This is a genomic window from Hymenobacter glacieicola (assembly GCF_014640315.1).
GTDB classification, from domain to species: domain Bacteria; phylum Bacteroidota; class Bacteroidia; order Cytophagales; family Hymenobacteraceae; genus Hymenobacter; species Hymenobacter glacieicola.
Genome location: NZ_BMGS01000003.1, coordinates 442750 through 465808, shown reverse-complemented (window position 1 = coordinate 465808; position 23059 = coordinate 442750). Strand labels below are relative to the sequence as shown.

The window sequence follows — 23059 nt, the reverse complement described above, 5'->3', positions numbered from 1 at the left end:
AACTTTCACTTTCGGAAAGTTTCTGCTCTGTCACAACCAACCAACTTATGTGCGGAATTGTCGCTTACATTGGGCACCGTGAGGCTTGCCCCATCATCATTAAAGGCCTGCGTCGCCTGGAATACCGCGGCTATGACTCAGCTGGCGTAGCCCTGCTGAATGGCCAACTCAGCGTTTACAAGAAAAAAGGCAAAGTAGCTGACCTTGAAGCTTTTATTGCTGAGGTTGACACCCACGCCCACATTGGCATGGGCCACACCCGGTGGGCTACCCACGGCGAACCCAACGACGTAAATGCGCACCCGCACTATTCCACCTCGGAGCGGATTGCTATTATCCACAATGGCATTATCGAAAACTACGCCGCGCTAAAGCAGCATTTGCAGCAGCAAGGCCACGTTTTTCACTCCGACACGGACACGGAAGTATTCGTGAACCTGATTGAGGAAATTCAGAAGCAGAATAGCTGCTCCCTGGAGGAAGCCGTTCGGTTGGCCCTGCACGAAGTAGTAGGTGCTTACGCTATTGTGGTACTGAGCAAGGATAACCCCAACCAGCTGATTGCCGCCCGTAAAGGCTCGCCGTTGGTAATCGGGGTAGGCGAAAACGAGTTTTTCCTCGCCTCCGATGCCACGCCCATCATTGAGTACACCAACGAAGTAATCTACGTAAACGATTACGAGCTGGCAGTAATTAAGGATGGGCAGTTGGAAATCCGTAGCAAGGAAGACGTAAAGCAGACTCCCTACATTCAGACCCTGGAGCTAGAGCTGGACCGCATTGAGAAAGGCGGCTACGAGCACTTCATGCTAAAGGAAATCTTCGAACAGCCCCGCTCTATTCTCGACTCGATGCGGGGCCGTCTGGAGTTGGAAGCCGGCCACCTGAACATGGGCGGCGTGCGCGCCTACGAGCGGAAGTTTGTAAACGCGGACCGCATCATCATTGTGGCTTGCGGTACCTCCTGGCACGCGGGCTTGGTGGCCGAGTACCTGCTGGAAGATCTGGCGCGTATTCCGGTAGAAGTGGAATACGCTTCGGAGTTCCGCTACCGGAACCCCATCATTACGGAGCGTGACATCGTAATTGCTATTTCGCAGAGCGGTGAGACGGCCGACACGCTGGCTGCCATTGAACTGGCGAAGAGCCGGGGCGCTACCATCTTCGGTATCTGCAACGTGGTGGGCAGCAGCATTGCCCGGGCCACCGACGCCGGTGCCTATACCCACGCGGGTCCGGAAATCGGAGTAGCCTCTACCAAGGCCTTCACGGCGCAGGTAACAGTGCTAACGCTGCTGGCCATGATTGTGGGCCACAAGCGCGGCACGCTCTCCGATACGAAGCTGCGGGAGTTAATGATGGAGCTGAACACCATTCCGGCGAAGGTCGAGAAGGCGCTGCAGCTGGACGCCGAAATCAAACAGATTTCTGAGATTTTCAAGGACGTTTCCAACTTCCTGTACTTGGGTCGTGGCTACAACTTCCCCGTGGCCTTGGAAGGCGCTCTGAAGCTAAAGGAAATCAGCTACATCCACGCGGAGGGCTACCCCGCGGCGGAAATGAAGCACGGTCCGATTGCGCTAATCGACGAGAACATGCCCGTGGTTGTTATTGCTACCAAGGATAGCTCGTACGAGAAGGTCGTAAGCAACATTCAGGAAGTGAAGGCTCGCAAAGGCCGGATCATTGCCGTGGTAACCGAAGGTGACACGGTGATTCCGGAAATGGCCGAATTCACGATTGAGGTGCCTGCCACGAGCGAGGTCCTGATGCCGCTGGTATCGGTAGTGCCGCTACAGCTGCTCTCCTACCACATTGCCGTGCTACGTGGCTGCAACGTTGACCAGCCCCGTAACCTGGCCAAGTCAGTGACGGTAGAGTAACCTACTCCGCAAAACAGAAAAGCCGCCTGGGGAAACCTAAGCGGCTTTTTCTATTCTATCTGTTCACCCTCCTACTTCAAATAACTCCCCGCGCAGGTGCATTCTTTTAAGCAGCGCGCTGGGAATGTAGCGCGGCTCGTGCGTGTCCTGGTACACGCATTCCAACGTTTCGTAGACGCGGCTTAGCCCGATGGTGTTGGCCCGCGTCAGCAAACCACTGCCGCTACCTAACAAAAGAAGGTTAATAGCCGGAGCGGATGCTACTCCTTCCTGCAGGGCGTAGCAGGCTTCGTTGATGCTTAAACAAACTACCCGCGGCGTCAGCAGCCCCACCCGATCCTGCACTACCTGGTATTCGGTGCCAAGAAGGGCGCAGGCTTCGGAGAGGTACAATCCATCGGCAGCGCCATAGGTGCTTACTTCCCAGACGGGCACATCAACAAATGTAGGCAGGCCGCAAAAGCCAAATACGGGACCAAATGGCGGAGCCTCGCCGTGGAAAAGCTGCGCCAGGCTGCGGGTAGTGGTGTTGTAGAAAAGCGGCTGCCGAGGCTGCTCATAATGCAGTTCGGGCCAGTCGCGCAGGTCGAAGGCCACATCCGCCGCCCCGAGACGGGTAAGCAGGTCGGGGGCGCCGGCCGGACAGAAGTCATAGGTGTGCGTGGCCCCGAACTTGCGGCGGAATTCAGCCTCTACCGGTTGGCCTTCCACAATGAACAGATGCATCGTTTTTTCAGCTTACTTTGGCAGTAAGATAGTCTCCTTTCCTTCGAATCTTCCTTTTGTATGGCAAACACCATTGTTTACTCGGCGCAGGCTCCCGCCCCTATCGGCCCGTACAGCCAGGCCATTCAGGCCGGTACTACCGTGTACGTTTCGGGCCAGATTGCCCTCGACTCTGATACGGGCCAACTCGTTGGCAACGGGGATGTAGTGCAGGAAACGCACCAGGTAATGCGCAACCTGCAGGCAGTGCTAGAGGCAGCCGGCTACACCCTGCGCGACATTGTGAAGTGCAGCATTTTCGTGAAGGACCTCGGCAACTTTGGCCTGATCAACGAAATCTATGGCAGCTATTTTTCTGCCGATTACGCTCCCGCGCGCGAAACCGTGGAAGTAAGCCGCCTGCCGAAAGATGTGCAGGTAGAAATTTCCTGTATTGCTGTGAAATAAGAAGAAGGGGAAGCTAGTCGTTCTAACCAGCTTGTTAGGGCGAGTAGCACGACGCCATCCGTCCTTTACCCGGCACTACCCGTTATGGCAGTGACCAGCCCTTGCCGTCCGTGCTGACGGGAAGGGCTGGTCATGTTATCTAGCTTATCACAAAAGAGAGGAAGAATGGCGGCGTACCTGCTCGCCATGACGCCGCTTACTGAAGCGTAGTTAATCAACATCTCATTATTTCACCATTATGCGAGAGGTAGGGATATTTCTGTTTCTAGCTGGGTTGGTTGCCATATTGGCGCCGCTGCTGTTGCCAGCCAACTTCCGGTTTCCGCTGCTGGACTGGATTAACAATTGGGGGCCAACTACGGCGTGGCTGATCCGGGGCGGCGCCGTGTTGCTGGGGCTCGTGCTCTGGCTCCGCTTCCGAAACCAGGAATAAATGCGCCGGCATACCTCCCGCAAAACCGCCAAACCCCAGCAGAAGCCCGACTACTTTCCATCGGAGCGGGTGCTGACCCGTGCCCTACCCCCGGCGCTGGTGGGCGAACGGGAGTTTGAGAATTACCACTTCCTGAACTTCGACCTGAGTCAGAGTAACTTGGCCGGCCGATTGTTCAGTGAGTGCCGGTTTGAGAACTGCAACCTGGCAGGTACCAGCCTGGCTAACACGTCGTTGCAAAATGTGGCCTTCGACGGCTGTAAGCTGCTCGGGCTGCAATTTGAAGCCTGCCGCGACATGCTGTTCCGTGTCCACTTCGACCGGTGTCAGCTCGACTACGCGTCCTTTACCGGCAAGGCCATGCCCCATACCCGGTTCGTGGACTGCTCCTTGCGAGAGGCCAGCTTTACCCAGACGGACCTGACGGATGCCGTGTTTCAGAATTGCCAGCTGGAGCGAGCCGTGTTCCTGCACACCAAGCTAAGCGGTGCTGATTTCCGGACGGCTCACAACGTGCTGCTGGACCCTGAAGTCAACGAGTTGAAAAACGCCCGCTTTGCTCTGCTCAGCTTGCCTGGCCTCCTGGCCCGGCATGGCTTGATTATCGAGTAAAATACTGGCCTGAGGGGTTAACAACCTTGGCTTTTATCTGCTGTCGAAGTCAATTTTATATCCTCCGCCTCCCCGGCGAATTGCCTACCTTTGCGGCGCGTTTCGGACCTGAATCGGGCGCAAATCAGCTGTTTGTATGGAAAGAGAAGTACGGGTGCGTTTCGCGCCCAGCCCCACCGGCCCGCTGCACATCGGCGGCGTGCGCACTGCGCTGTATAACTACCTGCTGGCTCGCAAACTGGGCGGCAAGATGCTGCTCCGCATCGAGGACACCGACCAGAACCGCTTCGTACCCGGTGCCGAGGACTACATCCGCCAGAGCCTGGAGTGGTGCGGTATTGAGCTGGACGAAAGCCCGTGGAACGGCGGCCCCCATGCCCCCTATCGCCAGAGCGAGCGGAAGCCCATGTACAGGCAGTACGCCCAGCAGCTTATCGACAGCGGCCACGCTTACTACGCCTTCGATACGCCCGAGGAGCTGGACGCCATGCGCGCCCGCCTGACGGCCGCCAAAGTGCCTAACCCGCAGTATAACAGCATCACGCGCGCCCAGATGCGCAACTCCCTGACCCTGCCGGCCGAGGAAGTAAAGCAGCTGCTGGAAGCCGGCGAGCAGTACGTTATCCGGCTAAAAGTGCCCCGCAAGGAGGAAGTACGCTTCAATGACCTGATTCGTGGCTGGGTCGTAGTACACTCGTCGAGCATTGATGATAAGGTGCTGATGAAGTCGGATGGCATGCCTACCTACCACCTGGCCAACATCGTCGACGACCACCTGATGGAAATCACCCACGTGATTCGGGGCGAAGAGTGGCTGCCCTCGGCGCCCTTGCACGTGCTGCTCTACCGTTACCTGGGCTGGGAAGCTACCATGCCTCAGTTTGCCCACTTGCCCCTGCTGCTCAAGCCCGACGGCACGGGCAAGCTCAGCAAGCGCGACGGTGACCGGCTGGGCTTCCCGGTGTTTCCGCTGGAGTGGCACGGCAAGGACGCCGAAACGGGTGAGCCGACGGTGAGCAGCGGCTACCGCGAAAGTGGCTACCTGCCCGAAGCTTTCATCAACTTCCTAGCCTTCCTGGGCTGGAACCCCGGCTCCCAGCAGGAGCTGTTCACGATGGACGAGCTGATTGAGGCCTTCTCGATTGAGCGCGTAAGCAAGTCGCCGGCCCGCTTCGACCAGAACAAAGTGCGCTGGTACAACGAGCAGTACCTGCGCGCCAAGCCCGACGCCGAGCTGGTCCAATACCTGACTGAAAGCCTGCAGGAACAAGGCATTATGGTGCCCGCCGGCAAAGCCGAGCAGATTGCGGCCCTGGTGAAAGAGCGGGCTACCTTCCCGGCTGACTTGGCCAAGGAAGCGCAACTGTTTTTCCAGCGTCCTACCGCCTATGATGAGCAGGTAATCAGCAAAAAATGGAACGCGCAGGTAGCCGGCGCCCTCGCCGAGTTTGCCCGGCAGTTGCCCGCTGCTGCTGACACTACCCCCGACGGCATTAAGGCCCTGCTCACCCAAGTATTGGAAGCCCAGGGCATCAAAATCGGGCAGGTGCTGCAGGCCCTGCGCGTGGCCGTAACGGGCGCCGGCGCCGGCCCCGACCTCATGCACATCATGAGCATTCTGGGTACCCAGGAAACGGCCGAGCGCATAGAGCAGGCGGTGGCCCAGTTGCCGGCTGCCTAGCGCAGCTAAGCGCCTACTTGCTTACAAACGCCTGGCTGACGACACGTTGGCCAGGCGTTTTTTCTTGCTGCAAGGCTAATAATCAGTACTTGCTCCTGGTAGCTTCAACCGATGCGGGGGTGCTGCCGTAGTACTTGGTTCAGAGTTGCCTACCCGCGTAGGCTACCTGCTGTTGCACTGACTTTAGCTGCCCGCATCATGGCCAAGAAACCTGTTAGTCCGAAAAAGAAGAAAGCCGACCCGGAGAAAAAAGCCCGCGTCCACAAGGAATTAGAAGGCTTTGAAATCAAGGTGAATCCGCTGGGCGAAATCACCTCAAACTACTCCATCGAGGACATCAACCAGTTCCTGAACCGCCACGTGCGCGACAAGAAACTGGTAAACCGCGACGGGCAATTTGGCGAGAAAGACGAAGACGAGGAGGATTTCCCGTTGGAAGAAGGCGCCCAGGAGCCCGAAGAGTCGGATGAGGATTTCATGCGCCGCACCAGCAAGGAAGCCAAAAAGAAGGGCCCCAAAGCCGAGGCTGACCCTGAGGAGGAGTTGAGCAAAGAAACTGACGAAGAGTAAGCCGGGCCTCACTTCTGAGGTAGCACAGGCCCTACCCCCAAGAAAGCAACCGAGTTTTGCTGGGGGTAGGGCCTGTGGTGCGTTATAGGCCTCGGAAGTGCCGTATTAATTCGCGTTTCGCTATACTTGGGGACCGTATTTCACCACACCTTTTGTTCCATTTCTATGCGCTCCCACGACGTCGATTATAAAATACTGGGCACTGATATTCAGGTTCTTGAAGTAGAGCTCGACCCCAATGAAACTGTTATTGCGGAAGCGGGGGCCATGGTGTACATGAGCGAGGCCATTGCTTTTGAAACCAAAATGGGCGACGGCTCCGAGCCTGAACAAGGCTTTATGGGCAAGCTATTTTCGGCGGGCACTCGCCTGATTACCGGCGAATCGTTGTTCATGACCCACTTCACCCATCGGGGCGGCTACGGTAAGGCTCACGTCGCCTTTTCAGCGCCCTACCCGGGCACCATTATTCCTATTGACTTAGGCGAGCTGCCCCAGGGCCTGATTGTGCAGAAAGACGGGTTTCTGGCTGCGGCCCGGGGCACGAAAATGAACATTCACTTCAACCAGAAGCTGGGCGCGGGCTTTTTCGGTGGGGAAGGCTTCATTCTCCAGAAGCTTACCGGCGACGGCAAAGCCTTTATTCACGCCGGAGGCACCATCATTGAGAAGCGCCTCAACAACGAGCTGCTGCGCGTGGACACGGGGTGCGTAGTCGCCTTTGAGCCCGGTATTGACTTCAGCATTGCCCGGGCCGGGGGCCTCAAGTCGATGATATTTGGCGGGGAAGGTTTGCTGCTGGCCACGCTGCGCGGTACGGGCCGCGTATGGCTCCAATCTATGCCGATTAAGAAGCTGATTCAGGCCCTTGCGCCCGGGGGCGGCAACATGCAGAAGGAAAGCGGCGGCGTTTTTGGCCGGCTGGTAGGCGGCGTTCTGGACGAGTAAGCAATGGGTCTGTTTGCCAGCAGGCCCCGCGAACCGGAAATGGATTCCGGTTCGCGGGGCCGCTTCAGCTTACCTAGGCAGTATCTATTGGCTGGCCGAAGCGGCAATAACGCCCAGACTAGCGAGCAGCGCCAGCACCAGTAACCCTAAGAAGCCGGCAGTAGCGCGCATTTTCCGGACGGAGACGGTATCATCTGTTTTCAAGCTGCGACGACGACGGCTTTTGCCCGGGCGGTGCGTAGAAGTAGTAGTAGTGACAGACATCAGGAGCAGGGAGTTTTTAGGACAGAACTGATGTACGAATCTATATCAGGCCCCATAAAAATGCAGGAGCATTCGATTATCAGCTTCTTCTGCCCGACCAACAACCCAGATTAGCGGCCGCGTAAGTAGCTAACACGTGCATTCCTACCCATCATTCGACCGAAAAAACCCATGCCTTAACTAATGGTAGCAGTACAATTTTCGGACTGTTATGGATTAAGGTAATTTTATTGTCGTTCCGGGATGTGGCTGGCTAGCTGGTGGTGCCGTCTGCGTACCATCCTGGTACCATTCTGACGGTAAGGGCTGGCCATCTGGACCGAAGCGCTGCCATTCGCCAAACCAGAAAAAGTGCGCCCCCGTAGGCTCCGCGCGGTAGCGGGCCCGCCCGCGCTTGGCGAGTTTTCCGTTAGGATGGTAGTAGGCCAGCGTAACAAGGCCGTAGGGGTGCCGGTAAAACCGCTCGGTGTGCTCTAGCTGGCCCCCAGGGTTGTAGTTACGCCACACACCCACCGGGAGGCCGTGCCGGTAGCGGCCCCGATTAGCCAACTGCTTTTCCTCCTGGTCGAAGTACTCCCGCCAGGGCCCATGCCGCTGGTCCCCGCCATCATACCGGTTGCGTGACCAAAACCCGACGGGGCCGTGGCGCATCCCGGTGCACGAGCTTAGCCCAGCGCCGACTACCAGTAGCACAACCGTTGAAAGCCACCTTACCCTGCAGGGTAGCAGGCACGCGGATACTTGCTTGGGGAAGAACATCAGAAGCGAAAAAGATGACTTCCGAATGTAAACTATTTTTTTAGTTGAACAAGAATTTCATCTAGCAGCTCCCGGGAATTGCTTAGGCGCGGCACCTTGTGTTGGCCGCCCAGCTTGCCCCGGCCAGCCAGCCACCGCTCAAACGTACCCGCCGGGGCCACCGTCAGTTCGGGGGGCGTTAGGGCAAGGTCGCGGTGGCGTTTGGCATCGTAGTCGGAGTTAAGCTGGCGCAGGGTGTGGTCGAGGGTCTGCGCGAACTGGGCGGTATCGGCGGGGGGTTGGGTGAACTCTACTAGCCACTGGTGGCTGCCGCGGGAAGCGCCATCCTGGGAAGAGAAGTAGATAGGCGCGGCCGTGTAGTCGCGCACCGTGGTGCCGGTGGCCTGGCAGGCGGCGGCAATGGCCGCATCGGCATTTTCTACGACTACTTCTTCCCCGAAGGCATTCAGAAAGTGCTTGGTACGGCCGGAAATGCGGATGCGGTAAGGAGCCAGGCTGGTAAAGCGCACCGTGTCGCCGATTTTGTAGCGCCACAAGCCCGCGTTGGTACTGATGATGAGGGCGTAGGTTTTGCCCAGCTCCACGGCTTCCAGGCCAATGGCCTGGGGTTCCTCGGCTTCCCACTGATCGGGGGGCAGAAACTCGTAGTAGATGCCGTGGTTGAGCAGCAGCAGCAGGTCTTCGGAGTTGGGCTCATCCTGCAGGGCCAGGTAGCCCTCAGAGGCGTTATAGATTTCCAGGTAGTGCATCTGCGGACCCGGAATCAGCTGCCGGAACAGCTCCCGGTAGGGCCCGAAAGCCACCGCCCCGTGCAGAAACAGCCCCAGCCGGGGCCACACCTCCAGAATAGAAGCTGCACCGGCCATTTCCGTTACACGGCGCAGCAGCACAATCATCCAGGTAGGCACGCCGGCCAGCACGCGCACATCGGCATTCAGCACGTGGCGGGCAATGCGCTCAATCTTTTCCTCCCACTCATCCAGCAAGGCCAGCTCCAGGGGCGGCGTGCGCACAAACTCGGCCCAGGCCGGCAGGTTCTGCATGATAACGGCCGAAACGTCGCCAACCCGGGAGCCAGCCTCCGGCGCGCGGAACGGATTAGGGCCGTGGGTACCGCCCAGGGAGAGCGTTTTGCCACCCAGAATGTTAACCTCGGGGTAGTAAAGCGTGGCCAGGGCCGTCATGTCGCGGCCGGCGCGGTAGTGGCCCTCCTGCAACGATTCGCGGGTGACGGGAATGTACTTGCTGCGGGCGTTGGTGGTGCCGCTGCTCTTGGCAAACCACTGCACTACCCCGGGCCAGAGCACGTTGGCCGCGCCGCGCAGCACCCGCTCAATTTCGGGGTAAAGCTCTTCGTAGCTGCTGATGGGTACGCGCTGGGCAAACTCCCGGGCCGTCAGGCCGTCGGCGAAACCGTAGCGCTGCCCCCATTCCGTAGCCCGGGCCGTGTGCAGCAGCTCCCGCAGCACCTGCTGCTGCACCTCGTGGGGGTACTGGCGGATGTGCTCCACAGTGGCCAGCCGTCGTTGAACGGCCCAGGTCAGAACGGTACTAATCACAGCGGGAGAATAGGTAGAAACATACGGTACTTGTAAGAAAGGGCTTGTCTCTACCCTCGTGCGCTCCGGAAAGTTACCAGACTGCCGCGAAATCTGCGGCGGGACCAGCCAGCCCGAAAAAGGGCGAAGCAGTGCTTCGCCCTTGCTGGCCGTAGAAATTGGCGGAGGGGCTACCCCTGCTTCACCGGTTAAATCTTGCGCTTCAGCTCAAAGTGCTTGCCCAGGTACACGCGCCGTACCATTTCGTCCTCGGCCAGCTCTTCGGCGGTGCCGGCTTTCAATAGCTTGCCTTCGAAGAGCAGGTAGGCCCGGTCCACGATGCTGAGCGTCTCGTTTACGTTGTGGTCAGTGATGAGAATGCCGATGTTCTTGTGCTTGAGCTTGGCCACGATGCCCTGGATTTCTTCCACGGCAATGGGGTCGACGCCGGCAAAAGGCTCATCCAGCAGCACAAACTTGGGGTCAACGGCCAGGGCACGGGCAATTTCGGTGCGGCGCCGCTCGCCCCCGCTTAGTACCCGGCCCAAGTTTTTGCGCACGTGGGTCAGGCTGAACTCGTTGAGCAGTTCCTCTACCTTGTCGCGCTGGGCTTGCTTGGGCATGTTGGTCATCTCCAGCACCGACAGCACGTTTTCTTCCACGGTCAGGTCGCGAAACACCGACGCCTCCTGGGCCAGGTAGCCGATGCCGAGGCGGGCCCGCTGGTAGATGGGCAGCTTGGTAATGTCCTTGTCATCGAGAAACACGCGGCCTTCGTTGGGCTTCACCATGCCGACCGTCATGTAGAAGGAGGTGGTTTTGCCCGCCCCGTTCGGGCCCAGCAACCCCACAATCTCGCCCTGCTCCACGTGCAGCGACATGTCGTTCACCACCGTGCGCGACTTGTATTTCTTGACCAGGTGTTCAGCTCGCAGAATCATAGGGCAAAGGTAATGGGGTGATGAGGTGATGAGGTGATGAGGTAAAGAGAACCGTCCTTCTGAGTTTGTCAAAGCATCTCTACCGCCTTTTGTGGGCGGTTCACTAGCCTAAGGTGTAAACCCTGGGCTCTGGAGCGGTTCTCATTCGGGTATCAGGAGTTAGCCAGCGGTAGAGATGCTTCGACTACGGCTGGGCCTTCGCTTAGCATGACGGTGCTCTTTACCTCATCACCTCTTCACCCCATCACTTCGTCACTTTCTACCCTTTCAGCAGCGCATCTTGCAGCGTCTGTTGGGCGGGCGTGGGGGTAGGCACGGCCTCCACCAGGTTTTTTACTTCTACCTCAAACTCGCGGGGGGTAGCCTGGCGCTCCTGCTCGGGGCCGGTGGCGCCGTCGCGGAATTTCACCCGGACGGGGTCGGCCGTTTTGGGCTCTACCAGGGGGCGCAGCAGCTTCTCGGCGTTCTGCATGGTGACGGCCTGCCCGTTCACGGCCACAATCACGTCGCCTTCTTTCAGCCCGAAAGCGTTTTCATCGGCCTTGGTTTTCACGGCCCGGAACTGGTTTTTGCCTTGGTCGTAGCCGAAGCCCAGGTTGCCGAAGGCTTTCACGCGGGTTTGGCCCACAGGCGCGTACACCCAGCCAATTTTACCGAAGTATTCGGCCAGCGGCAGCGGCTCCTTGCCTACCACGTAGCGGTCAAAGAAGGGCTGAAGCTCAGGGCTGGTCAGGGCCACGATTTCGGGAATCAGCTGGTTGTCCTCGAAGGAGCGGGTGGGGCCGTACTTTTTCCGCAGGGCCAGCAGCACGTCGCGCAGGGTCTGGCGGCCCTGGCTCAGCTCCCGAATCCGAATATCGAGCAGCAACCCCATCAGGGCGCCCTTTTCGTACACGTTCGGGTACATATCCTTGTAGGGAGCCTCCAGAATCCGGCGGCTCATTTCCGTAAACGATACGTTCTCGAACTTGCCGGCCTTGTCAATCTTGTCCTTCATCCGGCTGCGAAACTCCTCGGGCGTAATCAGGCCGCCGCGCACCTGCACCAGCTGCGAGACGTACTCCGTTACGCCCTCGTAGAGCCACAGGTGCTGCGACATTTGCGGGTTGCGGAAGTCGAACTCCCCGATTTCGCGGCTATGGATGTTGAGCGGGGCCAGCATGTGCAGAAACTCGTGCGAGGCCACCTCCAGCACCATGCTGCGCAGGCGGTCCGGGTCGGGCATTTCGGGCAGGAAGTAAAGCGAGGAGTAGCTGTGCTCCATGGCCCCGTAGCCGCCGTTTTTGCTGTTCAGCGGCGAGTTCAGGCCCGGGAAATAGAACAGGAACTGGTACCTGGGCACGGGCATGTTGCCGAAAAACTTGGTCAGGGCCTCCGACATGGGCCGCAGCATCTGGCTGACTTCGGCGGCCTTCACCACGCCCGTTTCCGAGAGAACCGCCACCGAGATGCGCGCCCCGCCGGTGCTGAAGCTGGCCGTGTCGGGCTTGGCGTACAGGATGGGACCGTCGGCGAGCGTTACGTAGTTGGGAGCCGTAAACACGTCCTTGGTAGCTGACTCGCGGCGCACATCAAGGGCGGTAGCACCGTAGAGGGCGGCGGGCTTAAGCACACTCACTTGGTAGGGCTCCATTTTGTAGCCTTCCAGGTAGCCGTAGAACCCGTAATGGTTGATGGTGAAGTTGCGGCCGGCCTCAATGTTGGTGCCGCCGGGCTGGAAGATAAACGCGTCGTCCTGCTTGGCATCCCAGGTGTCATCGACGAGGTATTCTAGGCGGGCCAGCTTTTTGGCGTCGTCAATCAGAAACAGGTTGGGGCCGCTGTTGCGCACCTTCAGCCGCTTGCCTTGCTTGTCGAAGGCCTTGAAATCGGTTATAAAGCGGCCGTAATCTTTCTTGGAGTAAGACCCCGGCACTACCGACGGAATGACGTAGGTAGCCTGCTGCTCCTTGATGACCGGAGTGGTGATAACCACCCGCACCCGGTCGTTCTGGACGTTCTGTAGGTCGAGATTAATTTGATAACCAGCGGGCTGCTGGGCGGCGGCCGTACCAAGAGTGGCTAGGCTGAGCCCAAGCGCCAGATAAAGCGTCTTCATTAGGAATCAATCAGGATGGAAGGCAGATAACGCCTGCACGAAGGTAAGCATTGCGGTTCAGGCGTACTTTCACCGCCGCGCCGGTATGCATAAGTACTGCCCGCCTGCTGGGTTACGCAATATCTTATGGCGAGCCTATGCCCCCCTACCCCCTACCCACAGCGTCAAACCTAGACATCAGCTTATGCGCCACCTCAGACATTATAGCCGCTACGTGCTGGCTTTGCTTTTTTTCGGGGCCGGCGTTTTGCATTTTGTTTCCCCCCGCCCGTTCATGCGCATTGTGCCGCCCTACCTGCCCGCTCCCCTCTTGCTGGTGTACCTGAGCGGGGCCGCTGAAATAGTCGGCGGACTTGGGCTGCTGATGCCAGCTACCCGCCGCCTGGCCGGCTGGGGCCTGGTGCTTTTACTAATAGCCGTATTTCCGGCCAACGTGTACATGCTACAAAGCCAGGGCGCCGGACTGGCCGTGCCATTGTGGGCCCTGTGGCTGCGCCTACCCCTACAGCTCGGGCTGATTGTTTGGGTGTGGTGGGCCTCCCGGCTCGCCGAGGAACAGTAGCCTGGGCTACTCCCAGCGAATATCCTTTATGCGCAGCTGCAGGTTCTTTACCCCCCGAAACTCGTTCATTTCCACCGTGTAGCAGACGCTGAACGGCTGGCCCTGTTGGATTTGCTCGTGGTACTCGCCCAGGCCAAACCCGATGGCGTCTACGGTGTGGCGGCCATCCTGGGTGAGGGTGAGCTTGAGGTGGGAATTGCCCACTACCCGCGCCGAATCGGGAGTAGCGTACACTTTCTCGGACGCAAACACGGGATTAGGATTGCCGGGTCCGAAAGGCTCCATCTGACTCAGCAGCCGAAAAAACGAAGGCGTAACATCCGTGAGCTGCAGCACATGGTCGATTTCCACGGGCGGAATCAGCTGTTCGGGCAAAATCCGCCCGGCCACGATGCGCTCGAATTTTTCGCGGAAGGCCGGTACGTTCTCCACGGGCAGGGTCAGGCCAGCGGCGTACATGTGCCCCCCAAACTGATCCAGCAGCTCGGCGCACTCCTCAATGGCTTGGTGCACATCAAAACCCACTACGGAGCGGGCTGAGCCGGTAGCCTTGCCGTTGCTTTCGGTGAGAATAATAGTGGGCCGGTAATACTTATCGAGGCAGCGCGAGGCTACAATCCCGACCACGCCCTTGTGCCAATCCTGCTTAAAAAGCACCGTGGAGCTGGCCGTGCGCAGTAGCGCATCCTGCTCAATCATTTCCAGAGCCTCCTTGGTAATGCTGGTATCGAAGCCGCGGCGCTCCTGGTTGGTCTTGTCGACTACCCCGGCTTTCTCTTTGGCTTCGTCGGTGCTCTGGGCCAGGAGCATGGCCACGGAACGTTTGGCGTCGCCCATGCGGCCGGCAGCATTGATGCGCGGCGCAAAGCCAAACACCAGGCTGCTGATGTTCAGCTCAGCCGTCTGCAGTCCTGCCAGCTCCCGCAACGCGTCCAGGCCCGGGCGCTGCAGGCGCTGCCGGTCGTTGATGAGGCGCAGACCGTGGTAGGCCAGCGTGCGGTTTTCGCCGTAAATGGGCACGATATCGGCGGCAATACTCACGGCTACCAGGTCCAGCAGCTCGTACAGGTCGTCTTCGGGCCAGCCTTGGTGCTGGGTAAAGGCCTGCATCAGCTTGAAACCCACTCCGCACCCCGACAGCTCCTTGAACGGGTAGGCGCAATCGGCGCGCTTGGGGTCGAGCACGGCTACGGCTGCCGGCAGCTCAGTGCCGGGCAAGTGGTGGTCACAGATGATGAAGTCAACGCCCCGCTGGTTGGCGTAGGCAACCTTATCCACGGCTTTCACGCCGCAGTCGAGGGCGATGATGAGCTCATAGCCAAAGTCGGCCGCGAAATCAATGCCCGCCTCCGATACGCCGTAGCCTTCTTTATACCGGTCCGGAATGTAGTAATCAACCCGCTCGGGGCCGAAGAACTGCCGCAGGTAGCTATACACCAATGCCACCGAGGTAGTCCCATCTACGTCATAGTCGCCGAACACCAGTACCCGCTCGCCCAGGTGCAGGGCGCGCACCAGACGCTCCACGGCGCGGTCCATGTCCTGCATGAGTAGCGGATCGGGCAAGGAATCCAGACTGGGGCGGAAGTACGCGCGGGCTTCCTCGAAGCTGCAGACGTGGCGCTGGCACAGCAGAGAAATGATAGCCTCGTTGACGCGCAAGGCGTCGGCCAAGTGCCGGACTTTCTCAGCGTCGGGCGCGGGCTTGCGAATCCATCGTTTTTCCATACTTGTACCGGGGGCCACTGGGGGCTATATCTTCAAAAGTACAAAGAAAAATGGCGCGTCCGGCAGCCCCTACAACCGGATGGAAGCTAATATTTCCTCCCTCAAAAGCGCGCTCCACAGTTACTCCGCCGCATAACCTGCAACCGCTCAGGTGAAAGCAGTGAGCCAGACACGTCCACCAAAAATTTCTGCAAGAAGACGAACACCCTACCACCTATTCGCGTTGCTTCTCTTTTTAAATTATTAATTAAATGTAAAGCAAGTATATTTTTGCATCCTGTGCGCTAATCTGCTTTACTTATTTTCATTTCTACAAACTATAAACAAAGCCAATTTCTGTGCGCCTGATAAGGGATATAGCCGTTATTGCGAGTGGAGCGAGGAATCTGGGTAGCCCACGAAAGGTTATCCGGATTCCTCGCTCCACTCGCAATGACACGTCTGAAGGCTTTTTAAAGCAGGCTTAGTTGACTACATCGCCGCGGAGCTTGCGGAACCGCTTGCGGGCTTCGGCTACGTAGATGCTGCCCGGGTATTTCACCAGCACCTGGTTGTAGAGTTGCTGGGCTTTGCTGACATCCCGCAGGTTTTCCTCCTGGATGCTGGCGGCCAGAAACAGCGCATCATCACTGAGCACATCGTACTTGGGGTTAGCCGTGATACTTTCGAGGGCCGTGAGGGCGCCCTGGTAGTCGCCGGTGCGGCGCAGCAGTTGGGCTTTAAGCAGCCAGGCTTCGTCTTGCAGGGCGTGGCCGGGGTATTTCTGAAGCAGGCCATCGAGGCCCCGTAGGGCCTCCGGAATCTTGTTCTGGAATACCAGCTGCTCCACCACCGCGTAGTCGCGCAGGGCCACACCGGCGGTGTCCATGGCCGTATTATCGGTAATGAGCAGACTGAGCTGCATGGCATCGTTGGCAATTTCGCGGCTGGTGGCTTGCTTCAGAATGTCCAGATGACTTTGGGCCAGTTTGAAGTCGCCGGCAAAGTAGCTCAGGCGGGCGTTCCGAAGCTTGGCATCGTAGCCCAGGGGCGTGTCTTTGTGCGACTTCTCGACCTGCGAATACAGCAGAGTAGCTTCCCAGGGTTCGGCCCGCAGCAAGTAGATATCCGCCAAGTCAATTTTGGCCTGATCTACTACGTCGAGGCTGGCGCGGGGCATTTGAATTACCTCGTTCAGGAGCTTGATGGCGCTTTCTTTCTCATCGAGCTGGAAGGCCATCAGCGAGGCCATGCTGCGCAGCACGGGGGCCGTTTCCGGGGTGCGGCCCAGGTCCTGCAGCACTTGCTGGTACTCCTGGAGCAGGCTACGCAGTTGGGCTACGTTTACGGGGTAGGTAGTGCGCACCTGGTCCTCGCGGGTTTGCACAAGGCGCTGCCGGGCCAGGGCGTAGTAGGGCCGGCCCCGGTACTCCCGCACCACGTAGTCGTAGCCCTGAATGGCGCTTTCGTAGTCCTTGTTACGGCGGGCAATTTCGGCCACTTCCAGCACCCGCTGCCCGTCGGTGCGGCCGCGGCGGTCCAGGGCCTTGGCTTGCACCAGAGCACCGGTAAAGTCGCGGCGCTGCACCTGCAGCCACAGCAGCAACTCACTGTACACTCCCCGGTCAGGGTTTTTCTGCACCATGCTCAGCAGTTCCTTTTCCAGGGCCGCGAAGTCTTTGTCGTCCTGCAGGCTGTTCTGGAGCATGTTGCGCACGAAGGGAAGCTGCTGCTCATTGTCCTGCACCAGGCGCAGGGTTTCGCCCATAAGCTTATCGGTCTGGCCGCTTTGGGTGTAGAGCTGAATCAGCTGGGGCGCAAACTCGGTTTCGTTTTTGGCTAGCTCCCGGCCGCGCAAGTACGCGCGGGTAGCCCAGTCGGGCAGGGCCACCTTCTGAAACTCCGTTGCCACGGGCACTACCTGCGCGCTGGTCAGCTGGCTGATCACCCGCTCCCACTGCTTCTGGGCCGCGGGCTGGTCGCCGGATTTGGCGTACACCTGCCCCAGCGTTACGCCCAAGGTGAGGTCGTCGGGGCGCTGGCGCTGGGCCCGCTTTACCAGCTTCTCGGCGTCCTTGTCGCGCTTCAGGGCCTGGAGAGCGGCCAGATAGTCGGGCAGGATATTGGGGGAGGTCTGCTCCTCGGTGCGCAGCCGACCGAACAGGTAGGCGGCCTTTTCGTGCTCCCCCGTGCGCTCATACTCGCGGGCCAGCTGCACCGCATTGTCTTCCGCTTGTTGAGCTACCGCTGGCCCAGCCAGCAACAGCAGCACCGCCAGCGTGCTTTTTCCTAAACCCGAACGCAACGACTTTTTCATAAGCGCTATAACGAAAAGAACAGCCCCGGAGTGCCGGATGGTGAGGTAGTGACTCAGTGAACTACCTCCCTGTTTCGCCCCACAAAACAAAAGGGCCGCACCCTAAGGTACGGCCCTTTTGCTTGTGCTAAACAGCGCGCGGCTTAGAAGAATTTCGTGCGGTTGTCCTTGATGTTGGCGTGCTGCTTGATGGCCTCGTAGGTGAGGCCGTCGGTGCGGGCCGTGCGCTGAGCCGTCAGCTGCTGGCGTACTGCTTTCACGTCGGTAGCAGCTGTGGCGGGCTGTACACTCACCGGTTCCACAATCAGGACGCCCTGCTCACCCGCAAAGGGGGCCGACTTCTGGCCGGGCTTCAGGCCGAAGGCTTTGCCCACGGCTACGGGCTCGTTGCCGAGGCCGGGAATTAGGCCCTGACCCAGCACTACCCCTTCCGCCGTTTTCACTTGCGCACCGTTGCCGTAGGCCTGAGCAATCTGCTCCAGCGTGCCTTTCGAGGCGCTAAGCTTCTTCATGATTTGCTCGGCTTTCAGCTCGTTGCGCACCAGGGCGGTAATCTCCGGCTTCACGCTGGCTACGTCGGCGGTGCCTTTGGTGCGCTCACTGGTCAGAACGGCAATAACGTACTGGTCACCGATTTCAAACACCTCCGACACATCCCCCACTTTGGTTGGCTCACCCTCGGGGTTTACCCCGTAGGCCCAGCGCACCAACTGGCGGGCGCCCTGGAGGTTGTTCACGGCTTGGTCGCCGCGGCCGAGGCCCTTGGCTTCCACCTTTTGCAGGCTCTTATCCTTGGCGACGGCAGCGCGGAAAGTTTCCAGGCTGGTAGCTTCGCCTTTCAGGGCCTGGGCTTTCTGGTAGGCGGCGTCGCGGGTAGCGTCGGTGGGCTGAATGCTCTTCTGCACCGTTGCAATCTGGTAGGTTTGCGTGGTTTTCGGAGCCGTAATCTTGATGATGTGGTAACCGAACGACGTCTTTACCGGGGCGGGCAGCAAACCGGCTGCAGTAGCGCCAAACACGGCCTTCTCGAACTCAGGAACCATACGGCCCTGCTGGAACCAGCCCAGGTCGCCGCCGGTAGCAGTGGTACCATCGGTGCCGTACTGGCGCGCCATGGCAGCGAAATCGGCCCCACCCTTGATTTTGTTTAGTACTTCCGTGGCCTTGGCTTTGGCAGCGGCATCGGCCTCGGGCGTAGTGCCTTCGGGCTTGATGAGGATGTGGCTGGCCCGGGCAGCCGCCTGCGCGCCGGCTTTCTGACCCGACACTTTATAGAGCGAGTAGGTGCCATTCTCGGCGTAGGGGCCGTACACTTTGCCTACTTGCAGGGGCAGCTGGGCGCGGAGCTTCTCGGGCATGTCGGCCGGCGAGAGGAAGGCGGGGCTGGTGGGCTGGTCGGAATTCAGCTTCACGAAAGCCGAGTCAACCGGGGCCGAAGCAAACTGGGTAGCCAGCTCATCCACGGTTTTGCGCACGGTGGCGCTGTCTTCGGGGGAGGCCGTTACCGGAATCGACACGTACTCAATGGTGCGGCCATCTTCGACCTTGTAGCGGCCTTTGTTTTTGTCGAGGTAGGCCTGCAGCTGCTCGTCGCTTACTTTCACGCTCGAATCGGAGAGGGCGAAGTACGGTACCATCAGGTAGCGAACGGTTGCGCGAGTGTTCTGGCCCTGGTCGAAACGCTTGGCCTCCGCCGCGGTTACGTAGGTGCTCAGCTTCAGCAGGTTGTTGTACTTGGCGGCCTGGCGCTCCGGGCCCAGGTTAGCCTCGAAGTTGCGGAACGCATCCTGCGCCTGGGGCGGCAGCTTATCGAGGTTGCGCAGGTACTCAATCACCTTGGTGCGGTCGAACTGGCCGGTAGCCGGATCCGTAAAGGCCTGGCGGATGCTGGGGTGCACGTTGTTGCCCTGCACCATGTCGGTGAGTTCTTCATCCGACACTTTCAGCCCCAGCTTATCGAACTCCTGCTGGAAGGCAATGCGGAAAATGGTCTGGTTCCAGGCCTGGTCGCGCAGGTAGCCCATGGCTTGCTCGTCGGGCTGGCGCTGCTGCTGCTGAATGAAGGCCTGCTTGGCCTGCTCCAGCGTGGCATTGAACTGGTCGTACTCCACCTTCTCACCGGCTATTTCGCCGACCGTCAGATCGTTCTTGCCGAAGATGCTGCTGCGGCCATACAGGAAGTCGCCCCCCAGCATGAAGAGCAGCAGGCCAATAATGATGGCCCCGACTGCCCAGCCCGATTTTTCTCGAATCGTGTTAATTAATGCCATTTACTTGAAAAAAGCGCAGGTAGAAAAGTGGAATGAGGTGCAAAATAACCAAAAAAGATGGTCAATAGATAATGAAAGTCCCCTGCATCAGCTAGATAAGCCCGTGGCGAAAGGCAGGAAGCCGTAAAAAACAAAAAAGCCCTCCCGCAAACCACAGGAAAAGGCTTTTCTGGTTGAGCACTAGCGGCCTGCTGGTAACCGGCCAAGAGGCCATATTACGAGCAGGCCGCTGAGGTAGGGGCTGGGGCCTAGCGCCTGTTTTTCGGTTGCTTTTTAGCGGGCTTGCGGGCGGCAGCTTCAGCGGCTTTGCGCGCCGCTTCGGCTTCGGCCGCCGCCACTTTGTCGCGCTGGCGCAGGTAGCGTAGGCCAATAACCAGACCGAAGGAAATCATGAATAGCCAGTAGTTCTGGTACAAGCCCTCCATTTTGCCTACTACCAGGGTTTGGTAGGCCGCAATTACGAAGGTCATCACGGCCAGGACAAGGAGAATGGTGCGGCTGATGCCAGGGTCCCAGAAACGTTTCATGTGGCAGTTAGCGGGTAGCGGCCGGAGCGGCTGCGGGCGCGTTTTGAAGAGTGAAAATGCCCGTAGGATTCAGGATGTCGTAGCGCGAGAAGTCCTGGTTGGCCGTGAGTCCCCGGCCTGTCAGCACTTCCGTGGGAGTAGTCACCCGGATTTCCGTTTGCTCTTTGGTGTAGATGAGGGCCTTGGTCTGGTCGAAAAAGGCTTCCTCGGTATTCATGCTCTGCTGCTTGGGCACGTTGGTAACGCGCACGTTGCCGCGCAGGGTGTAAAGGTTCTTGCTTTTCTCGTACAGGCCGTAGTTACCCACAATGGTGTTGATTACCGTTTGGCCGTCCTCGCCCAGGAAGGTAATCTTCACGCCCTTGGGGTAGAGCTGGTTGCTATTCTCGAAGTCTTGCCGCAATGGGGCCGTCAGGCGGATGCGGAGCTTGGCCGAGTCGCTCACAATCATGAGCAGGTTCTCGGTTTCCATGATGGGCCCGGTGTAGGTAGTCTTTTTGGCTACTACCTCGTCGGCGTGCTTGCGGCAGCCGGCCAGCGGACCCGCCAGAAGCAGCCCCAACAGTAGGTAACGGTAATGGCCCAGCTTCATGGCAGCCTTATTCGATGCGACGCTTGATAAACCAGCGGTTGTTGAGCGTGACGCCCAACTGCATGCGCACGTAGTCTTCCTTCACGTTGCGCTCCAAGGAGCCGTCGGAGAGTTGCCGAACATTGGTGTTGCCGCGCTGCCCATACATGAAGGCCAAGCTGATAGTGGTGGCATCAAGAGGGGTAGCGGTGGGCAAGGGAAAGGCAAAGCCCCAGCTTACAGAACGGTCGTAGAGGGTTTTCCCACCGGGCCGGTAGGGCATTTGCGCCAGGCTGAGGCCAGCCCGGTACGTTACCCGCTTGAAGTAGCTGTCGACGGAAGCGGCATCAGGAGTAAGCTCCCCGCCCACGGCCATCCGGTAGGTGTCGCTGAGCTGAACCCCGGAGGAGCCGCCCGGCTCGTTAAAGGCCCGAAACTGGGACCATTGCTGCCGGGTTCCTTCCAGGCTAGCGCTCCAGCTCCGGTTGTTGTCGAGGCTAATGCCGACCTGGCTGAGGGCAGGCACCTGGGCTTTGCCGGGAGCATCCGTCTCGATGGCCGTGGCGGAGGACTGAATCCCCTGAAAATCCTGCCGAATCAGGATTAGGCTCCGGTCCCCGTTCAGGTTGGACTGGAAGCTATGCGTCCCACCGATGTTGTAGTTCAGCTTGTCGGTGAACTTACCGCGGTAGTGCAGTCCGGCCCGAAACGTGAAGTCGGAGTAGTAGATGTGTTGCTGATAGATATCCTTGTTCGCCAGCTCCACTGGAATGGTGGCGGTGCCAACACGGGTGCCCGCTTCCTGGTCGATACTACCGAACACATAGCCAACCGAAACGCCGGCGGTCAGCCCAGTAGCCAGCCGTACGCCGTGGCTCATATAGGCCTCGGCCAGTCCCCCGCTGCCCTTGTATTGTTTTTCCACCTGAGCGGTAGGGTCGCCGATGACGCTATTGTCGAGCGTGGTTGATTCGTAGTCAACTCCGCTGTAGGGTTTCAAGCCAATGGCCCCAGCCCAGCGCCGGTTAATGGGCACGGCCAAGGCCAAGTAACCCAGGTTAGCAGACCCGGTGCGTTGGCGGCTAACCGTGTTGCGCAGGGTTTTGAACTGCCCCGTGAAACCGGCCTCGAAGGTCGTCCGGGCCGTGTAATATAGCAGCGCCGGGTTGATTTCGTTGACGTTTATGCTGTTGGGAGCTGCTACCCCAATGCCGCCCATGCCCATTTGCCGCACCCCGCCCGCGTTCATGCTGGCGTCGCCCAGGCCCAGGCGCGAGTAAGGCGAGTTACCGAGGCCCTGGCTCAGTGCAGCCGGCGCAGCCACCAGCAAGCCCAGCAGCGAAAGACCACCGGCCAGGCCAGTGAAGTTAGGTTGAGACATGGTGTACTAAAATTCGGTGGAGCCCAATCAGCACGAGCTCCGGAACAACAAAGATAGGCCCTTTCAGCCGGGCTCGGAAAAAAGCCGCGTCGCCCCCGGCCAATACCACGGCCAGTTGCGGAAACTGGGCAGCGTACTCGGCCAGCAGCCCGCGTACTTCCGCCACCGCCCCGTTTACTACCCCACTCCGGATAGCCGATTCGGTGTCAACCCCGGTCAGAGGAACGGGAGCCGTGGCCTCGGGCAGATTGGCTACCAACGGCAGGCGGCCGGTAAACGTATGCAGGGCCTGGAAGCGCATGGCCACCCCCGGGGCAATGCTGCCCCCCCGAAAGGTATGCCCGCCCTCCACCAGGTCGCACTTAATGGCGGTGCCGGCATCCACAATCACTACATCCCGGCCTGGTAGCAACCAGGCCGCTCCCACGGCCGCCGCCAAACGGTCGGCGCCCAGCGTGTGCGGGGTAGCGTAGCCGTTGCGGATGGGCAAGGCGGTAGTAGCCGGCATAAACTCCAGCACCTGCCCCGCCACCAGCGTCCGAAGCTCCGTCGCCCACTGCGCCGTAGGCTCCACGACGGAGGCTACCACCGCGTGTTCGGGCCGCAGCCGGGCTACCGCCGCCCGAACTTGCTCGGGCGTCTGGCCAGTAGCCGATTCCACCAGCACATCAGCTTCGAAGCAGCCGTACTTAACCGCCGTGTTGCCGATATCAAGGGAAAGCGTGCGCACTGAATAGGTAGGAATGAAATGATAAGACAGTGAAATGGTGAGATGGTGCGTTTGATGTTGCGGTAGCGCAGATTGCGCCAGTAGCGCTTGCCGG

At 59.3% G+C, this 23059-nt stretch carries 21 protein-coding genes; 8 read left to right on the top strand and 13 right to left on the bottom strand.

Annotated elements, in window-relative coordinates:
- The first annotated feature begins 47 nt into the window (after nucleotides 1-47).
- On the top strand, nucleotides 48-1883 hold the full coding sequence (gene glmS, locus IEW18_RS07855; RefSeq protein ID WP_188557278.1) for a glutamine--fructose-6-phosphate transaminase (isomerizing): 1836 nt from the start codon (nucleotides 48-50) through the stop codon (nucleotides 1881-1883).
- Between the two features lie 63 nt (nucleotides 1884-1946).
- On the opposite strand, the gene IEW18_RS07850 is transcribed toward glmS, so the two are convergent.
- The gene (locus IEW18_RS07850) at nucleotides 1947-2609 is read right to left on the bottom strand and encodes a 3-hydroxyacyl-CoA dehydrogenase family protein (protein WP_188557277.1); all 663 of its coding nucleotides are present in this window, start codon (nucleotides 2607-2609) and stop codon (nucleotides 1947-1949) included.
- A gap of 60 nt (nucleotides 2610-2669) precedes the next feature.
- On the opposite strand from IEW18_RS07850, the gene IEW18_RS07845 reads away from it, so the two are divergent.
- From IEW18_RS07845 to IEW18_RS07820, 6 genes are all read left to right on the top strand, one after another.
- Entirely contained in the window at nucleotides 2670-3056 is a 387-nt protein-coding gene (locus IEW18_RS07845; RefSeq protein ID WP_188557276.1) for a RidA family protein, read from the top strand.
- Between the two features lie 274 nt (nucleotides 3057-3330).
- Complete coding sequence (locus tag IEW18_RS07840; RefSeq protein WP_188557275.1) at nucleotides 3331-3489, top strand: hypothetical protein; 159 nt, start codon at nucleotides 3331-3333, stop codon at nucleotides 3487-3489.
- Complete coding sequence (locus tag IEW18_RS07835; RefSeq protein WP_188557274.1) at nucleotides 3490-4101, top strand: pentapeptide repeat-containing protein; 612 nt, start codon at nucleotides 3490-3492, stop codon at nucleotides 4099-4101.
- A gap of 136 nt (nucleotides 4102-4237) precedes the next feature.
- Complete coding sequence (gene gltX / locus IEW18_RS07830; RefSeq protein WP_188557273.1) at nucleotides 4238-5782, top strand: glutamate--tRNA ligase; 1545 nt, start codon at nucleotides 4238-4240, stop codon at nucleotides 5780-5782.
- A 198-nt stretch (nucleotides 5783-5980) separates the two neighbouring features.
- On the top strand, nucleotides 5981-6352 hold the full coding sequence (locus tag IEW18_RS07825) for a hypothetical protein (RefSeq protein WP_188557272.1): 372 nt from the start codon (nucleotides 5981-5983) through the stop codon (nucleotides 6350-6352).
- A 165-nt stretch (nucleotides 6353-6517) separates the two neighbouring features.
- Nucleotides 6518-7300: a TIGR00266 family protein gene (locus tag IEW18_RS07820; protein WP_188557271.1), complete on the top strand. Its 783-nt coding sequence runs from the start codon at nucleotides 6518-6520 to the stop codon at nucleotides 7298-7300.
- Nucleotides 7301-7384: 84 nt separating this feature from the next.
- On the opposite strand, the gene IEW18_RS07815 is transcribed toward IEW18_RS07820, so the two are convergent.
- The 5 genes from IEW18_RS07815 to IEW18_RS07795 form a co-directional block, all read right to left on the bottom strand.
- A complete protein-coding gene (locus tag IEW18_RS07815; RefSeq protein WP_188557270.1) occupies nucleotides 7385-7564 on the bottom strand; it encodes a hypothetical protein in 180 nt (59 codons plus the stop codon).
- 216 nt (nucleotides 7565-7780) lie between these two features.
- The gene (locus IEW18_RS07810) at nucleotides 7781-8215 is read right to left on the bottom strand and encodes a toxin-antitoxin system YwqK family antitoxin (protein ID WP_188557269.1); all 435 of its coding nucleotides are present in this window, start codon (nucleotides 8213-8215) and stop codon (nucleotides 7781-7783) included.
- 140 nt (nucleotides 8216-8355) lie between these two features.
- Nucleotides 8356-9882, bottom strand: a complete 1527-nt coding sequence (locus IEW18_RS07805) for a GH3 auxin-responsive promoter family protein (protein WP_188557268.1) — start codon at nucleotides 9880-9882, stop codon at nucleotides 8356-8358.
- A gap of 188 nt (nucleotides 9883-10070) precedes the next feature.
- Nucleotides 10071-10802: an LPS export ABC transporter ATP-binding protein gene (gene lptB, locus IEW18_RS07800; protein ID WP_188557267.1), complete on the bottom strand. Its 732-nt coding sequence runs from the start codon at nucleotides 10800-10802 to the stop codon at nucleotides 10071-10073.
- Between the two features lie 259 nt (nucleotides 10803-11061).
- Nucleotides 11062-12900 carry a M61 family metallopeptidase gene (locus IEW18_RS07795; protein ID WP_188557266.1) on the bottom strand — a complete coding sequence of 613 codons (1839 nt, stop codon included), beginning with the start codon at nucleotides 12898-12900 and terminating at the stop codon, nucleotides 11062-11064.
- Nucleotides 12901-13084: 184 nt separating this feature from the next.
- Here IEW18_RS07795 and IEW18_RS07790 point away from each other — a divergent pair, with 184 nt between their 5' ends.
- The gene (locus IEW18_RS07790) at nucleotides 13085-13462 is read left to right on the top strand and encodes a DoxX family protein (protein ID WP_188557265.1); all 378 of its coding nucleotides are present in this window, start codon (nucleotides 13085-13087) and stop codon (nucleotides 13460-13462) included.
- 6 nt (nucleotides 13463-13468) lie between these two features.
- On the opposite strand, the gene recJ is transcribed toward IEW18_RS07790, so the two are convergent.
- The 7 genes from recJ to IEW18_RS07755 form a co-directional block, all read right to left on the bottom strand.
- Nucleotides 13469-15190 carry a single-stranded-DNA-specific exonuclease RecJ gene (gene recJ / locus IEW18_RS07785; protein WP_188557264.1) on the bottom strand — a complete coding sequence of 574 codons (1722 nt, stop codon included), beginning with the start codon at nucleotides 15188-15190 and terminating at the stop codon, nucleotides 13469-13471.
- A gap of 463 nt (nucleotides 15191-15653) precedes the next feature.
- Nucleotides 15654-17486, bottom strand: coding sequence for a tetratricopeptide repeat protein (locus tag IEW18_RS07780; protein ID WP_188557263.1), 1833 nt, complete (start codon nucleotides 17484-17486; stop codon nucleotides 15654-15656).
- Between the two features lie 143 nt (nucleotides 17487-17629).
- On the bottom strand, nucleotides 17630-19756 hold the full coding sequence (locus tag IEW18_RS07775; protein WP_188557262.1) for a peptidylprolyl isomerase: 2127 nt from the start codon (nucleotides 19754-19756) through the stop codon (nucleotides 17630-17632).
- 248 nt (nucleotides 19757-20004) lie between these two features.
- On the bottom strand, nucleotides 20005-20283 hold the full coding sequence (locus IEW18_RS07770) for a hypothetical protein (RefSeq protein WP_188557261.1): 279 nt from the start codon (nucleotides 20281-20283) through the stop codon (nucleotides 20005-20007).
- 7 nt (nucleotides 20284-20290) lie between these two features.
- Nucleotides 20291-20845 (bottom strand): LPS export ABC transporter periplasmic protein LptC, encoded by a 555-nt coding sequence (gene lptC, locus IEW18_RS07765; protein ID WP_188557260.1) that lies wholly within the window; start codon nucleotides 20843-20845, stop codon nucleotides 20291-20293.
- Between the two features lie 37 nt (nucleotides 20846-20882).
- Entirely contained in the window at nucleotides 20883-22235 is a 1353-nt protein-coding gene (gene bamG / locus IEW18_RS07760; RefSeq protein ID WP_188557259.1) for a BamG family beta-barrel-assembly machinery protein, read from the bottom strand.
- Nucleotides 22222-22965: a type III pantothenate kinase gene (locus tag IEW18_RS07755; RefSeq protein ID WP_188557258.1), complete on the bottom strand. Its 744-nt coding sequence runs from the start codon at nucleotides 22963-22965 to the stop codon at nucleotides 22222-22224. Before IEW18_RS07755 ends, bamG begins: the two co-directional genes overlap by 14 nt.
- Nucleotides 22966-23059: the final 94 nt, after the last annotated feature.